This is a genomic window from Vibrio sp. SCSIO 43133, assembly GCF_023716845.1.
GTDB classification, from domain to species: domain Bacteria; phylum Pseudomonadota; class Gammaproteobacteria; order Enterobacterales; family Vibrionaceae; genus Vibrio; species Vibrio mediterranei.
Window position 1 is genome coordinate 1,411,167 of sequence record NZ_CP068024.1, and the last position, 13,889, is coordinate 1,425,055.

General features: G+C 43.8%; 14 protein-coding genes. 12 read left to right on the top strand and 2 right to left on the bottom strand.

Features of this window, described 5'->3' with window-relative positions:
* Positions 1-3: 3 nt before the first annotated feature.
* A complete protein-coding gene (locus JKJ11_RS06790) occupies positions 4-477 on the top strand; it encodes a DUF2947 domain-containing protein (protein ID WP_006072292.1) in 474 nt (157 codons plus the stop codon).
* Positions 478-539: 62 nt separating this feature from the next.
* Here JKJ11_RS06790 and JKJ11_RS06795 read toward each other — a convergent pair whose 3' ends face one another.
* Positions 540-1,436: a homocysteine S-methyltransferase family protein gene (locus tag JKJ11_RS06795; RefSeq protein ID WP_038228272.1), complete on the bottom strand. Its 897-nt coding sequence runs from the start codon at positions 1,434-1,436 to the stop codon at positions 540-542.
* Between the two features lie 207 nt (positions 1,437-1,643).
* On the opposite strand from JKJ11_RS06795, the gene JKJ11_RS06800 reads away from it, so the two are divergent.
* The 10 genes from JKJ11_RS06800 to mnhG all read left to right on the top strand — a co-directional run bounded on the left by JKJ11_RS06800 (position 1,644) and on the right by mnhG (position 11,665).
* The gene (locus JKJ11_RS06800; RefSeq protein WP_252038948.1) at positions 1,644-3,062 is read left to right on the top strand and encodes an SLC13 family permease; all 1,419 of its coding nucleotides are present in this window, start codon (positions 1,644-1,646) and stop codon (positions 3,060-3,062) included.
* A 5-nt stretch (positions 3,063-3,067) separates the two neighbouring features.
* Positions 3,068-4,393 carry an ATP-binding protein gene (locus tag JKJ11_RS06805; protein WP_124941003.1) on the top strand — a complete coding sequence of 442 codons (1,326 nt, stop codon included), beginning with the start codon at positions 3,068-3,070 and terminating at the stop codon, positions 4,391-4,393.
* Complete coding sequence (locus JKJ11_RS06810) at positions 4,380-4,853, top strand: response regulator (protein ID WP_031494351.1); 474 nt, start codon at positions 4,380-4,382, stop codon at positions 4,851-4,853. Before JKJ11_RS06805 ends, JKJ11_RS06810 begins: the two co-directional genes overlap by 14 nt.
* A gap of 40 nt (positions 4,854-4,893) precedes the next feature.
* Positions 4,894-5,247 carry a rhodanese-like domain-containing protein gene (locus JKJ11_RS06815; RefSeq protein ID WP_252038949.1) on the top strand — a complete coding sequence of 118 codons (354 nt, stop codon included), beginning with the start codon at positions 4,894-4,896 and terminating at the stop codon, positions 5,245-5,247.
* 856 nt (positions 5,248-6,103) lie between these two features.
* Positions 6,104-8,773 (top strand): hydrogen gas-evolving membrane-bound hydrogenase subunit E, encoded by a 2,670-nt coding sequence (gene mbhE / locus JKJ11_RS06820; RefSeq protein WP_503060917.1) that lies wholly within the window; start codon positions 6,104-6,106, stop codon positions 8,771-8,773.
* Complete coding sequence (locus JKJ11_RS06825; protein WP_006072303.1) at positions 8,773-9,126, top strand: Na+/H+ antiporter subunit C; 354 nt, start codon at positions 8,773-8,775, stop codon at positions 9,124-9,126. Before mbhE ends, JKJ11_RS06825 begins: the two co-directional genes overlap by 1 nt.
* On the top strand, positions 9,126-10,619 hold the full coding sequence (locus JKJ11_RS06830; protein WP_252038950.1) for a proton-conducting transporter transmembrane domain-containing protein: 1,494 nt from the start codon (positions 9,126-9,128) through the stop codon (positions 10,617-10,619). The genes JKJ11_RS06825 and JKJ11_RS06830 overlap by 1 nt, the downstream gene beginning before the upstream one ends.
* Positions 10,616-11,092: a Na+/H+ antiporter subunit E gene (locus JKJ11_RS06835; protein WP_006072307.1), complete on the top strand. Its 477-nt coding sequence runs from the start codon at positions 10,616-10,618 to the stop codon at positions 11,090-11,092. Before JKJ11_RS06830 ends, JKJ11_RS06835 begins: the two co-directional genes overlap by 4 nt.
* Positions 11,085-11,369, top strand: coding sequence for a cation:proton antiporter (locus JKJ11_RS06840; RefSeq protein ID WP_006072309.1), 285 nt, complete (start codon positions 11,085-11,087; stop codon positions 11,367-11,369). The genes JKJ11_RS06835 and JKJ11_RS06840 overlap by 8 nt, the downstream gene beginning before the upstream one ends.
* Positions 11,369-11,665, top strand: a complete 297-nt coding sequence (gene mnhG, locus JKJ11_RS06845) for a monovalent cation/H(+) antiporter subunit G (protein WP_031494385.1) — start codon at positions 11,369-11,371, stop codon at positions 11,663-11,665. The genes JKJ11_RS06840 and mnhG overlap by 1 nt, the downstream gene beginning before the upstream one ends.
* 507 nt (positions 11,666-12,172) lie before the next feature.
* Here mnhG and JKJ11_RS06850 read toward each other — a convergent pair.
* Positions 12,173-12,889, bottom strand: a complete 717-nt coding sequence (locus JKJ11_RS06850) for a nucleotidyltransferase domain-containing protein (RefSeq protein ID WP_240206696.1) — start codon at positions 12,887-12,889, stop codon at positions 12,173-12,175.
* A 282-nt stretch (positions 12,890-13,171) separates the two neighbouring features.
* On the opposite strand from JKJ11_RS06850, the gene trmY reads away from it, so the two are divergent.
* Entirely contained in the window at positions 13,172-13,768 is a 597-nt protein-coding gene (trmY, locus tag JKJ11_RS06855) for a tRNA (pseudouridine(54)-N(1))-methyltransferase TrmY (RefSeq protein WP_006072313.1), read from the top strand.
* Positions 13,769-13,889: the final 121 nt, after the last annotated feature.

A 13,889-nucleotide genomic window follows, 5' to 3' on the forward strand; every position in this document is an offset into this window, starting at 1 on the left:
TGAATGTCTTACACAACTTTGGATGAATACCAAAGAAAATGGATTTTTACTCATCAATCAATGCCTGTTCCTGAGCAAGATTGGCCACAGATTAAACCCATGACTCAAGCGCGTGCGGCGCAGTTTTGGAAAGAAAATATCAGCGCCCAAAGCCCAGATGCAGAACGTCTAAGCTCACAAGATTGGCCAATGAAAGACAGCAATTGGCAAGATGATGTTGATTGGATGGCTGCGTGGGAAGCAGATGAGAACGAGCTTCCTGAAGCCGTGAATCAGTTTATCGATTGGCAAGACGACGTCACAGTGTATTTCTGTTATGAGAAGTACAACGTGATTGAAACTAAATGGTCGGTGTTTAAAAAGTATTGGAAGAACTTCCTGTTTTACGATGATGGTCCTATCTTATTAGGCCGCCGCCGCTCGGAAGCGCTTTGGTTTTCGACTCAGGGAACCGTGCGATTAGGCCATCGCAAGTAACCGACTTAAAAGCCAGATAATTCATCGTCTGGCTTTTTCATATCTGTATTATTGACTTGGCGTTATTTCACGCTTGCTTTCCACTTAGCCAACACTTCAATGTGTTCTGGCCCAATACCGCAACAACCTCCAATAATATTCGCTCCGTGCTGCTGCCATTTCTTGGCAAACTGCAAATACTCTTGTGGAGAGACTTCTCGTAACTCTTGTACTGCATCATTTGCTTTATGCCCAGATTGAATTGGCGTAAAGCTATTGGCGAATGCTCCCAAGCAAATTGAAGAGTGGTGACTTTCTAACACCTTTGCCGTTGCTGCTAAAGCTGCTTCAATAACTTCTGGAATAGAGCAGTTGAATAAGATGCCATCTGGGTTGTGTTTTAGCAGAGACTGCACCGCATCGACTACTGTTTCACCTGAGCGCAGCTTACCCAGTTGGCTAACATCATCTAACAAGGTGTACGCGTAATATTTAGGCTTTGTCGACTCAGCAAGTACCTGAGATACCACCTGTGCTTCTTCAATACTGGAGAGTGTTTCGACCAACCAAATATCGACATACGCATCCTGAGCCTGCATTAAGTCTTGCCAAACCTGCGCCCCTCGCTCTGCCATGAACAGGTCTGGACGGTAAGAACCAAATGCCGGAGGCAGGGAGCCTGCGATAGTGACTGCGCGGTTACTGTGTGATACCGCATTTTTAGCCAGCTTCGCTGCCAAACCTGCGAGCTCTGTTCCTCGCTCATGATAGAGAACATCACCCAAATGGAAAGGTACACAGGCATAGCTGTTGGTCGTGATGATATCGGCACCCGAATCAATAAACTGCTGATGAGCCTGTTCTACAAAATGCGGCGCTTCTATTAAGGCTTGTGCGCTCCAGTAGGGTTGAGAAAATGGTGCGCCCATGCGCTTGAGTTCTCTTCCCATACCGCCATCTAGAATGGTGAGTGGATTCATTGTCTGGTTTCCTACAGCTAAACCGTTATGGTGTTATTTATATAAGTGTAATCACTGATGTGAGTAACAATAACAAATTGTTACCCAATTCACACTCCAAGAAACTTCATGATAAATATGCAAAAACTTTGATCCTACGCTAAGTAGCTCCACACATAGCGGCGTGATACTGCTCACAGTATAATATTTCTCAGGACGAGCAGTACCATGCAAAAATATTTAAAGTATATCATTCCGATATCTATCCCATTAATCGTTTTGCTCTTGCCACTATCGGCATTTCCTTTCGACGGATTGACCATTATCCAGCAGCGCGTTATCGCGATTTTCCTTCTCGCCGCCTTGTGTTGGGTGTTCGAACCTATCCCTATCTACGCCACCTCTGTGGTGATTATTGTGCTTGAGCTGTTACTGGTATCGAATAAAGGGCTTTACCTGTTCAGGCTGAATGAAGGACAGCCCCATTTTGGTGAGCTACTTAGTTATAACGAAATCATGGCAACTTTTGCCAGTCCGATCATCATGCTTTTTCTTGGTGGTTTCTTTCTGGCTATGGCTGCAACAAAATATCGCCTTGATGTTAACTTAGCGCGAGTGTTACTCAAGCCATTTGGCAGTGACCCAAAATTCGTCATGTTAGGCTTGATGTTAATAACCGGCATCTTCTCCATGTTTATGTCGAATACCGCCACTACGGCGATGATGCTCTCTATCTTAACGCCTGTTATCGCTGTTTTTGGTCCCAAAGATCCTGGACGAATTGCGTTTGCATTATGTATCCCTGTCGCGGCTAATATCGGAGGGATCGGTACGCCAATTGGTACGCCTCCCAACGCTATTGCTCTTAAATATCTCGTGGGTGATAACTACATCAGTTTTGGTGAATGGATGGCGTTTGGTGTGCCGTTTGTAGTGGTCATGATGGGGTTAGCTTGGATGCTAATTAACTTCCTTTATAGTGCCGATCAAAAGAAAATTGAGCTTTCAATCAAAGGTAAGTTTCTTAAAACGCCGAAAGCCATCATGGTCTACATTACGTTCACATTGACTATCGTACTTTGGCTGATGGGTTCCAGCCACGGAATGAACTCGTACACCGTCGCACTGATTCCAGTCGCAATCTTCTCGCTTACAGGCATTATCAACAAAGAAGATCTCAAGAAGATCTCTTGGGACGTGTTGTGGCTGGTGTCAGGTGGTATCGCCCTTGGGCTAGCTTTGGACAAAACGGGCCTTGCAAGACTTGTTGTACATAGCATTCCATTTGATGCTTTTTCACCATATGTGGTGCTGTTTGGTGCTGCTTTCTTGTGTTTGGTGATGGCAAACTTTATGTCGCACACCGCAACCGCTAACTTATTGATGCCAATTATGGCAGCGTTAGGCACGTCTATGGCGTCGCTGACACCACTGGGCGGTGAAATTACGCTGATACTCGTCGTCACGTTCGCTGCGTCATTGGGTATGTCGCTGCCAATTAGTACGCCACCTAACGCACTGGCACACGCAACGGGACATGTGCAAAGTAACCAGATGGCCAAAGTGGGCGTGATTCTTGGTGTGGTTGGTGTATTGCTTAGCTTCGTATTGGTTTGGCTATTACATGCCGTGGGACATATTGGGTAGAGTTTATGGAGCAATTAGTACGACATTATTTCTCGCAAAGTGATCGGCAGGTAACCTTGTCTGCCGATGAGGTCGTGCTGCGTCAAAGTGGTCAAAATGACCGTCTTTATCTTGTATTGCGAGGTGAGCTGGAAGGTTACTTTGAAAGTGATGAAGACGGCAAGCTTACCAAACTTTTCACAGCGTCGGCTGGTGCGTTTATTGGAGTCCATAGTTTCTTTTCAGGGACTTGGACTGCGTCGTCAACAGTCATAGCAAAAACCGAAGTCACATTAGCGTGGATTGATAGGCATACGCCTGCCGTTTCGCCGGAAACGTTAGGGCCACTCAATGCGCAGTTTATGCCAGTAATGGTCAACGAACTGTCGCGACGTCAGCGTCGTGCGACTCAAGAAGCATTAGCAAAAGAGAAAGCCCTGCAGCGTCTACACACAGCGGAGCAAATGACGACGCTTGGACAACTCGCTGCCGGCATTGCGCATGAACTTAACAACGCTATTGGTGTGGTGAGCAGTAAAACAGAACGGTTACAGCAAGATTTAATTCAACTTCTAGAAGAGGTGCATCCAGAAGCAAGTCAGTTCTTCGATGTGGGACTGATGCAAGGACAAAGTGCGTCATCAAGTGAAGTAAGACAGCTTACCAAGCAAATACAGTCACAATATCGATTGGAACGAAGTCTCGCGAAACGTCTAGCTAGAGCCACTGCAAGCCACACGATTCCTGATTCTTGGTTAGCAGACCCTGAGCAAGCACTAAAGTACTGGGGAATGGGGCGCGATCTTCATGATTTACGAGTCGCGGCCAAACATACAGTGGGTATCGTCAAATCTGTGAAGCAACTGGGACGTACTGACGGGGAGCCTGATGAATTACTTGATATCAACGACACCATCAATAAAGCCCTTGCTCTATTACAAAGTGATTTACGACGCGTTTCTGTTCGACTGCGTCCCGCAACGCTGCCTTTAATCAAAGGGGCATCCACTGAGTATGTACAGATATGGAGTAATATCGTTAAAAATGCTTGCGATGCCATGTTGCAAACTGAATCACCTCAAATTGATATTCAAACAAAGTTATCGAATCAAAGAATTTTGGTCACCATTGCCAACAATGGGCCGGAAATCGATGAACCTACCCGCCGAAAAATATTCCAGCCCAATTTCACGACTAAGAAGGGCGGTCTATCTTTTGGCTTAGGGCTAGGGTTATCCATCGTTAAACGAATCGTAAGTGAAAATGGTGGCACGATTGTCGTGAAAAGCGATAAGGAGAGCACCATTTTCCGAGTCAAATTACCTGTAGGAGAAGCATATGGAGAAGCTTAACGTCATTTGTGTCGATGACCAGCGCGAAGTATTGAGCGCGGTTATTCAAGATTTGGAGCCTTTAGCGAATTGGTTAAACATTGAGGATTGCGAATCAGGAGAAGAGGTTCTCGACTTAATGGAAGATCTTGACGCTGACGGGGAGTGCGTTGCAGTTATCGTGTCTGACCATGTCATGCCGGGGATGACGGGGGTTGAATTGCTGACGGAAGTCTCCAGAGATAGCCGATTTAAAGAAACCAAAAAAGTGTTGCTAACAGGGCAGGCCACGCATTCCGATACTATTACGGCGATAAATACGGCAGGCGTTAGTCACTATTTTGAGAAGCCTTGGAATGCTGAAGAGCTCATTGCGTGTGTACGTTCTCTTGTAACCAGCTATATTTTCGATAAAGGCTTTGACTACCAACCTTATCATGAAGAGTTAGATCAGACGATAGTGTTTGAAAGGCTGCGCTAGCTCCTTGATTAATATAACACCTTATTACTTAGGAGGATTTATGAAGAAAATACTGTCCTTGTCGGTACTTTGTGTCGTATTGACTAGTGCTAGCGTGACGGCATCTGAACGTGCAGAACAAGGTTGGCAAATGATAGAACAAGGTGCAATGGTTGTGGACGTGCGCACTCCTGATGAGTTCGCTGATGGTCATTTGACAAATGCAGTGAACTATCCGTTATCTGATATTGATAAGTACTTTGCTAATGTCGATAAGTCTACACCGATCGTTGTGTATTGCCGGAGTGGTAACCGTTCAGGTAAAGCAATGGACTATTTGACCTCTGTTGGTTTTAGTAATGTCCACAACGCAGGTGGATTAGAAGAAATGCGCGAACAGAAAGGCGCAAAGTAGCAATAGACACCCCTCTATCATTCGTATCGTCACCCAAGCAGACCTTTTATCGATGTCTTTGCACCATAAAAGGGGTGACCATACCGAATGTTGTGGCGTCATACTGGTCTCTTAGGTTAATCAACTATCCAATTCCTAAGTTTAGTAAATGACTAAAGTAAACTTGAATTTGCTTAAGTTATAAACGTGATCTTGAAAGGAATAATTGCAATTTATTACTTGCTTTTAATTCTATCTGATATATCGTTTAAAAAAACATAAGTTATTATTCGGTATTTTCGAGTTTCTGGTGTTGAACCATTTTTACTAAAGGAGGACTAATATCATATTGATAACCCTCTTTACTGTGTTGGTGATTTGTTTTTTGACTCTAAGTTGCTGATAATTGAAATTTATTTTTAAATCTCAATACCATTAATCCTACTTGTCCCTTCTGACACTATTCGTTACAAACTGTCATCTATTCCAGATATTTTTAATAAATATATTAAAAAATCGGCTTTCTTATACATTCAGAAATTAGAATTACGACTAATCAACGACTCTTTACAATTGTATTCTGGTACTAAAATACTCGCCAAGGATAGAATTTATATCGTTTAGGATGTAAAGATTGATTAATAAATCAGCTCAATGATTGTTCTGGTATTAAATTAGCTACTCACTTCTTCATGTTGGCTATCAGAAAACTCTTCATCTAAAACAAGCACTGCTTCGGGTATATGGAACTAATCGAATAAGGTTGCTGCAATGGTAAGTGACCGTTTTGCTATTTCTGCAATTTGGTATTTAGCGTGAATTCACTTGGATATAGTAGATAAAGGTGAGTATTAACTTGAACATCGAAAAGGCTGCATTGACGTCCAATAAACTCGGCAAACAAGGTGAGCGTGTAAACCTGCATAGCTCACAGCTATTCGCGTTGTTTGCTGTGTTTCCTCTGTCGATATTTCTTTCAATCTTATACTTGTATAGCCCTGAAGGCGTGGCGTGGACTGCATCGTGGGTTCCAAGCTTAGGCTTAGATCTCAGCTTTAGGCTCGACGGTTTATCATTTCTATTTGCCTGTTTGATTAGCGGTATAGGTACTTTAGTGCAAATATACGCGTTGGCTTATTTGCGTGAATATCCGAACCGTCTCAAATTTCACTTTTACTTAACGGCATTTATGTTAGCGATGCTGGGAGTAGTGCTCAGTAATAACGTGTTGTTACTATTTGTTTTTTGGGAACTAACAACCATTACGTCTTATTTGCTGATTGGTTTTAACCACGAGAACCCAACTTCTAGAAAGAATGCACTGCAATCTTTACTTATTACTGGCGCTGGTGGTTTAGCGATGCTAGCGGGTCTGATTCTTTTAGGGAACATGGCCGAAAGCTATCAATTGACGACTATTTTACAGCAGGCGTCGGTCATTCATGAGCACGCACTGTTTGTTCCATCATTGGTGCTCATTATATTGGGTGCATTTACGAAATCGGCGCAGTTCCCGTTTCATTTTTGGTTACCTAATGCGATGGCAGCACCAACACCTGTGAGTGCTTATCTGCACTCGGCAACGATGGTGAAAGCCGGGATCTTTTTATTAGCTCTGCTTTCGCCCATTTACGCCCACAGTGAGGTTTGGTTTTATACACTAACAACAATGGGTGGTTTCACGGCGCTTTGGTGTGCTGTTTTAGCTTTAAAACAGACCGACCTAAAACTAATGCTTGCCTACAGTACAACAGTCGTTCTCGGCAAGCTGACGTTTTTGTTAGGTATTGGTACCGATTTGGCGCTTAAGTCTGCATTAATGTTGATCGTTGCTCACTCGATGTATAAAGCGGGCTTGTTCATGGTGATTGGCAACATCGATAAGGCGACAGGGACTCGTGAGGTTGGGGTGCTTCGTGGATTACGTCCGGTATTACAAATTAGCTTTGTGGCTGCATTTATCGCGGCGCTATCTACATCGGGCGTTCCGCCACTACCAGGTTTTTTGAGTAAAGAGTACATGTACAAAGCTGGTTTGGAAGTGAGCTCGTTAGCGGTACTGTTAATGCTGGTGGTCAATGCACTGACCGTTACGTTGGTGCTTGCTCTTCTAATAAAGCCCTTCTCACGGAAATACCAGGGTGAACCAACACCAGCCAAACCTATTGAGGTAAATAAGGGGCTGTGGCTTCCTCCAATTACGCTTGCGCTAGTTAGTGTACTCGCGACGGTACTGGGGCTTGGCTGGCTTAATGAACAAGTTATTTTGCCCGGCGTGACCTCGATTGCTCCGATATCTGAGCCAGAGCCACTCAAGTTATGGCATGGCATTAATCTGCCTCTGGTGTTAAGTGCGGTGACGCTCTTGCTAGGTGTCTCAGTGTATAAGATTTACCCTTGGCTACTCGCTCAGTGGACACGGTTATCTATCACTTTGCCTAATGCGAACAAGGTGTTTGATGGTTTGCTAAAAGGAATGATGGCATTTGCGTCTTGGCAAACTAATCTGATGCAGCGAAAGCGCATGAGTTTTTATGGCTTGATTTCATTTTCAGCGTTAGCAGTACTACTGGTATCTCAAGTTCATATTTCTTCGGACGTTATGCTTAACCAACTTGTTGACGTTAAGTTCTACGAGTTTGCAGTAGCATTACTGCTTATTGTCTCCACGGTTGTCGTCATTGTTTCTAAGACGAAACTTCTTGCGGTTGCGGCGTTAGGAATGATCGGCTTCATGACAACTTTGGTGTTTATGATCTACAGCGCTCCTGATGTGGCTAAGACGCAACTTTTGGTAGAAACGCTAATGGTGGTGTTTTTGGTCTTGCTGATGCGTCATGTGCCTAAGCTGGCCACGGTTCGTCAACATTCAATAAAAAGAAAAACGCTCCACGCAGTGGTTGCTAGTGTGATTGGTTTTGCCATCACTATGCTGCTTATCAACATTACTTCACAGCCGATGGATACCAGTGTGGCAGAGTTCTTTTCTAACAACAGCGTTCCTGGCGGTCACGGGCGCAATATTGTGAACGTAATTCTAGTGGACTTCCGTGCGTTCGATACCTTTGGTGAAGTGGTTGTGGTGGTAATGGCTGGGCTATGTGCGGTCAGTCTACTGAAGCCGGGTAGTGTGACCTACAAGAACATTCAGTCGCTGATCTTTGGTACTGCTTCGCATATCGTTGCTGCTTTGATGTTGGTGTTCTCACTCTATCTCCTGATGCGAGGACACAACTCGCCTGGTGGTGGCTTTATCGGTGCGCTTATCGCAGTGATTGGTTTATCACTACTGATGTTTGCAGAGTCTCCCAAGTATGTGCGTGAGCGATTGCACTTCGCGCCATTCAGTATTGCTATGTTTGGCGTATTGCTGAGCTTTATCGCAGGCGTTATCAGCTTGTTATTCAACTTACCTTTCTTGACCGGGTTGTGGTGGAAAGATGTACTTCCGCTCGGCACACCATTGATCTTTGATATTGGTATTTATCTGGGTGTTATTGGTGGTGTTATGGGAATGGTACTGCACGTCAGTGAGGAGCTTAACTAATGGAAATTTTATGGAGTGTGGTCGTAGGGGTGTTTGTTGCCGCTGGGATCTATTTGATGCTCGAGCGCCATTTGTTACGCGTTCTATTTGGCTTAATTATGCTGAGTAGTGCTGTCAATATGGCGATCTTTACAGCGGGTAGGCTGACAGTAGGTGAGCCACCATTGATTGATGCTAATGCAGTTGTGCCGCCTATAGGTGCTGCAAACCCATTACCTCAAGCATTGATTTTAACGGCGATTGTTATTGGGTTTGGTTTATTGGTGTTCACGCTTGTGCTGTTTTATCGAGCCTATCAAGAGTCCTTAACAGCGGATATTGATCAAATGACGTATTCAGAGGAGGAGCAGTAATGTCGCTTTGGTTAACGTTACCTGTCGTTCTCTCAGTGCTTACTTCGGCTTTAGTTTTCTTTAGTCGCAATCATGTGAGATACGTTGAGTGGATTAGTGGTGTTAGTGCGCTAATCACCTTGCTCGCCAGCGTAATGCTGTTTGCCGATGTCACTACTTTGGGCCCACAAGCGGTCGCGTTTGGTCAGTGGGCGGCGCCATTTGGTATCGTATTTGTCGCCGATATGCTGAGTGCAGGCATGGTAGTCATGACTGCTTTCATTGGGGTAATCATCGTATTCTATGCCATGGCAGATTTACGACCTAAACCATCGTATAGCTTGTTCCATTCATTAATCCATATTCTATTGGCAGGTGTTTACGGGGCGTTCTTAACGGGGGATATATTCAACCTATATGTCTGGTTTGAAGTGATGCTGATTGCCTCGTTCGGATTAATGGTACTGGATGCCACTCGTGAACAGGTAGATGGAGCCGTTAAGTACGTAATGTTGAATTTGATCTCAACGCTAATGTTCTTGCTGGCGATTGGTTTGCTTTATGGGGCAACGGGCACTTTGAATCTTGCTGACTTGCATGGGAAAGTCGCATCCATTCACCCGCAAACTCAGTCAACGGTGGCGGTGCTATTCTTGTTTGCGTTCGCCATTAAGTCGGCATTATTTCCACTGTTTGCCTGGTTACCAGCGTCATACCATACGTTACCGAGTGGTGTTGTTGCTCTGTTTGCTGCACTACTGACTAAAGTTGGCATCTATGCGCTTATGCGGATGTTCACCCTTGTGTTTCCTTTGTCGGACAGTGGTTGGCAACCATTAATGTTATGGATTGCTGGGTTAACTATGTTGGCTGGCGTTTTAGGTGCGGCGAGTCAGTTCAACGTAAAGAAGATCTTGTCGTTCCACAGTATTAGCCAGCTTGGTTATATGGCAATGGGTCTAGCCATCGCGACACCGTTAGCGCTTGCTGGAGCGATCTTCTACATCGTCCACCATATTATCGTGAAGTCGAATCTGTTTCTGATTGGTGGGGTATTAGAACGCAAGTATGGCACGAGTGAATTGCGCCACTTAGGCGGGGTATACAAATCGACACCATTGCTGGCGTTTCTGTTCCTGATCCCAGCCTTTTCACTTGCAGGTTTTCCTCCTTTGTCAGGTTTCTGGGGTAAGTTTCTGGTTATTCGAGACAGTCTACACGTTGAGTATTATTGGCTAGCGGGTACAGCTCTATTTGTTGGGCTACTGACACTGTTTTCGATGACCAAAATTTGGAGCGAAGCGTTTTGGAAGCCACAACCAGAAAATAAGCCGGCGAAAAAACTGTGTAAGAAAACCAAGGTGTTGTATTACGCACCTATCATCAGCCTGACATCAATGGCGCTGTTGTTTGGATTCATTGCAGAGCCTTTTTTCCAGCTAGCCATGGGAGCAGCAGAGCAGTTACTAGACCCGAGCGCCTACATTAATGCGGTCTTAGGAGGTGGAGCATGAATTACTTTTTCCTCAATGTTTTCCTAGCAGGTGCTTGGATGCTGATCAACGGCGAATACAGTGGTCTAAATTTCGTGGTTGGGTTTACGGTTGGCTTCTTTGCTTTGAGACTAAGTCAACCATTTGGAATGAAATCTACTTATTTCACACGTTTCAGTGCGGTGATTAAGCTGTTTCTGTGCTTCTGCTATGAGATGGTGATTTCCGCAGCTCAAGTGGTTTGGGATGTGGTGACGCCAACACACTTGAGTGACCCGGATATTGTTTATGTGCCTCTGGATGTGACGACAGACTTAGAAATTACGCTACTGGCTAATATGGTTTCACTAACGCCAGGCAGTCTAAGTTTGGATGTCACTGAAGATAAAAAACACTTGGTCGTTCACGCTATGTTCGCACCTAAGCATGAAGAGGTTATTCAAACTATCAAACAAGGGATGGAAAAGCGTATTTTGGAGGTGACTCGTGGATAGTTGGTTGCAGTTTACTATTACCATTTCTTACGCTGGATTATTATTTAGCTTGGTGATGGTATTTATCAGGTTAATATTAGGTCCGACCTTGGCGGATAGAGTGGTTGCACTCGATTTGATTGCATTCATTACCGTTGGATTTATTGCAGTACATACTTTAGATAGTGGGCAGAAATCATTATTAGACGTTGCGATAACGCTAGGTCTGGTAGCATTTTTGGGCACGATTGCTTTCTCAAGCTTTATAGCGAAGAGAACATTAGAGGAGGAAGAGTAATGGAAATCATAACGGGAATTTTGCTCTGTATCGGTACCTTTTTTGTTATCGTTGCTAGTATTGGAGTGGTAAGAATGCCGGATCTTTATACCCGAATGCATGCATCAACCAAAGCTAATACTATGGGATTAACAGCGTTGTTGGCTGCTGTAGCGGTGGGGATTCCGGATATTACAGTAACCTCACGTGTACTAGGCACCATGTTATTTATTTTGCTGACGGCACCGGTTGCGACGCACTTGTTGGGAAAAAGTATGCACGCTAGTGGTTATAAGATGTGGCGAAGAGAAAAATAACTGGTAACGATCATCGTCCATTGAGTCTACTTTTCATGGAAAGGAAAGTATTTCGACATATTTCGTTTTGTAATTCAGCGTTATATTTGATTGTTAATTGTATTTTTGTGGTATGGCTTTAACTATCGAGATTAATTTATATTTGATGTTATTTTCATATTTACCTTAATTAGAGTGGAAGGTAATATAGTTTATAGAGTCAATGCTCCTCTTTTTGATAGCTCATTAAATTATAAGTTCCATTTTAAGTGTTCTGAAGTTTAGTCGTTCGTTAAAAATCGAAGGAGAATAATATATGCGTAAAAAAGAAATGATATTGCTTATTATTACTAGTACTTTATTTCTAGTGAGTCTAGTAATAGGGAAATAAGCTTAACTGTTCATCTTATAATGTAGAACGACATATTCCACAAGCAGGTGCTGTGACTAGTCGTGCTTCATAAATAGGTGTCAATAAGTTTGAGTATGTGGCGCGAACATAAGAGCGTCGTGCCACTTCCAACTTGGTTATTGGTGTGCAATCTTCGCATCTAACTGCTGAAGCACTGATTCCACAAACTCCTGAGCAGGTAAACTCTTCCATTGTTCCGTTAAAGCCACCTCTGATAATGACTGCCGTTTGCTGACCATCACTCCCCGTAATAGATAGCTATGAATGCGGCAAGCGCACTGATAGCAATCTTTGCTGTCCGGATAATGTTTGTTAAACCAAGTAAGACACTCGTGCATTGCTTGCAACAAAAGAGATGGTTCAATGCTGGGAAATATGCGATTAAACGATTCACCGAATAACGTTATCGCCCAATCGCCGGCCATTGCAATGTCGAGTAGGAACCAATGCCTGGGGTCATTATTATGGTCAAACGAAACGTAGTCTTTCTTTAAGGTGCGACCCGTATTGAAATTAATAGCGTAGTGCAGCGATTGTGCTGTGCGCAGTTGGGCTTTGTGATATACCACGAACTCCAATTTGGTTGCTGGGCAGGGTAGGTGAGAGTGCGATAGCGCCTCTATGATAGCCTGCTTTTGAGCGTCGCAAAGGGGTTGCGCTACCACCATTTGGACGTCTAAATCACTTTCACCCCCAACATAACTCCCCTGACTTGCTGAGCCAAGTAAGTAGATACCAACGATATTAGTACCTGCGATTAACTGAAGCACGTCGCACAAGCGATTTATGTATTCTCGTTCAGCAGAAGGTAGGGCAAAAAGACGTGAGTGCATGATGATAGTGTGGATCCGTGTCGATGATTGTCGATGCTACCATAAGCGATTAGTTCAAATCAGTGAAACGTCTGGCAACCTCAACAAGTTATCAGTTTGACTTAAATACTTTTGTTCAAAGCACACCCTGCTGAAGACTATTTCTGTAAATAGCTAAATTATTGCCGTTACTTCATCAAGCAAAACTGTGATAATGGCGACCCACAGTAACTATTGCCTTATTGGCGATAGAGCATCTTGGTTAAGTTATTCGTTATATTCATTAAGTAGGATTTTACATCTATGCGCGCCTTTGTACTTCGAGCTCGTTCCGCCCCTACCGAAAGCCAGCAACTTCTCGCTTCCGTTGGTCAGGAGGCTCATACCGAAATTTTAGCTCACACGTTGATGAACACGATCTTTGTTGCGCAGTCTCATCGTGAAGATGTGGTGGTTTACCTCGTCCTAGAAAGTACTAAAGATTACTCTCGCACTATACGCTTTAGCTCAAACGACATCAGTAACGTTGGTGGCTTTCATGAGAAAGTGCTACTCGATAAAGTTGCCAGAGCATTAGACGTATCCCAAGGTATGGGTAAAGAGCAAGAACGTGAAGTTGAAGCGGGTATTACTGTACGAACCATTAGCTTCGAAAAGCTGGTTCAAGAACTGGCGGAAGATTATCAGCTCTACATGATGGATAAGAAAGGCACCTTCATTCGAGAACAACAGTTTGTCGGTAATTCTTGTTTTCTTCTTACCGACCATATTCCAATGCCGAAGAAGAGTTTTAATAGTTTAAAGCGTCTAGGTACTGAGAAAATCAGCCTTGGTCCTAAGATGTTGTTTGCTTCTCAATGCGTAACTCTGATTCATAATGAATTGGATTTAAATGAGTAACATTGAAGGGCGATAGGAAATCACCATTCGATAGTGTATTGAACGCTATGTCTTTTAGGCATAGCGTTTTTTTAACTTTTCCGTTTTTGCAGATTATTTTTAGATCGTGCAATGCATAATT

Bases quoted from the DNA above. Each gene is read 5' to 3' on its own strand.
- JKJ11_RS06790 (WP_006072292.1), top strand. From the start codon at position 4: ATGTCTTACACAACTTTGGATGAATACCAAAGAAAATGGATTTTTACT.
- JKJ11_RS06795 (WP_038228272.1), bottom strand. From the start codon at position 1,436: ATGAATCCACTCACCATTCTAGATGGCGGTATGGGAAGAGAACTCAAG.
- JKJ11_RS06800 (WP_252038948.1), top strand. From the start codon at position 1,644: ATGCAAAAATATTTAAAGTATATCATTCCGATATCTATCCCATTAATC.
- JKJ11_RS06805 (WP_124941003.1), top strand. From the start codon at position 3,068: ATGGAGCAATTAGTACGACATTATTTCTCGCAAAGTGATCGGCAGGTA.
- JKJ11_RS06810 (WP_031494351.1), top strand. From the start codon at position 4,380: ATGGAGAAGCTTAACGTCATTTGTGTCGATGACCAGCGCGAAGTATTG.
- JKJ11_RS06815 (WP_252038949.1), top strand. From the start codon at position 4,894: ATGAAGAAAATACTGTCCTTGTCGGTACTTTGTGTCGTATTGACTAGT.
- JKJ11_RS06825 (WP_006072303.1), top strand. From the start codon at position 8,773: ATGGAAATTTTATGGAGTGTGGTCGTAGGGGTGTTTGTTGCCGCTGGG.
- JKJ11_RS06830 (WP_252038950.1), top strand. From the start codon at position 9,126: ATGTCGCTTTGGTTAACGTTACCTGTCGTTCTCTCAGTGCTTACTTCG.
- JKJ11_RS06835 (WP_006072307.1), top strand. From the start codon at position 10,616: ATGAATTACTTTTTCCTCAATGTTTTCCTAGCAGGTGCTTGGATGCTG.
- mnhG (WP_031494385.1), top strand. From the start codon at position 11,369: ATGGAAATCATAACGGGAATTTTGCTCTGTATCGGTACCTTTTTTGTT.
- JKJ11_RS06850 (WP_240206696.1), bottom strand. From the start codon at position 12,889: ATGCACTCACGTCTTTTTGCCCTACCTTCTGCTGAACGAGAATACATA.
- trmY (WP_006072313.1), top strand. From the start codon at position 13,172: ATGCGCGCCTTTGTACTTCGAGCTCGTTCCGCCCCTACCGAAAGCCAG.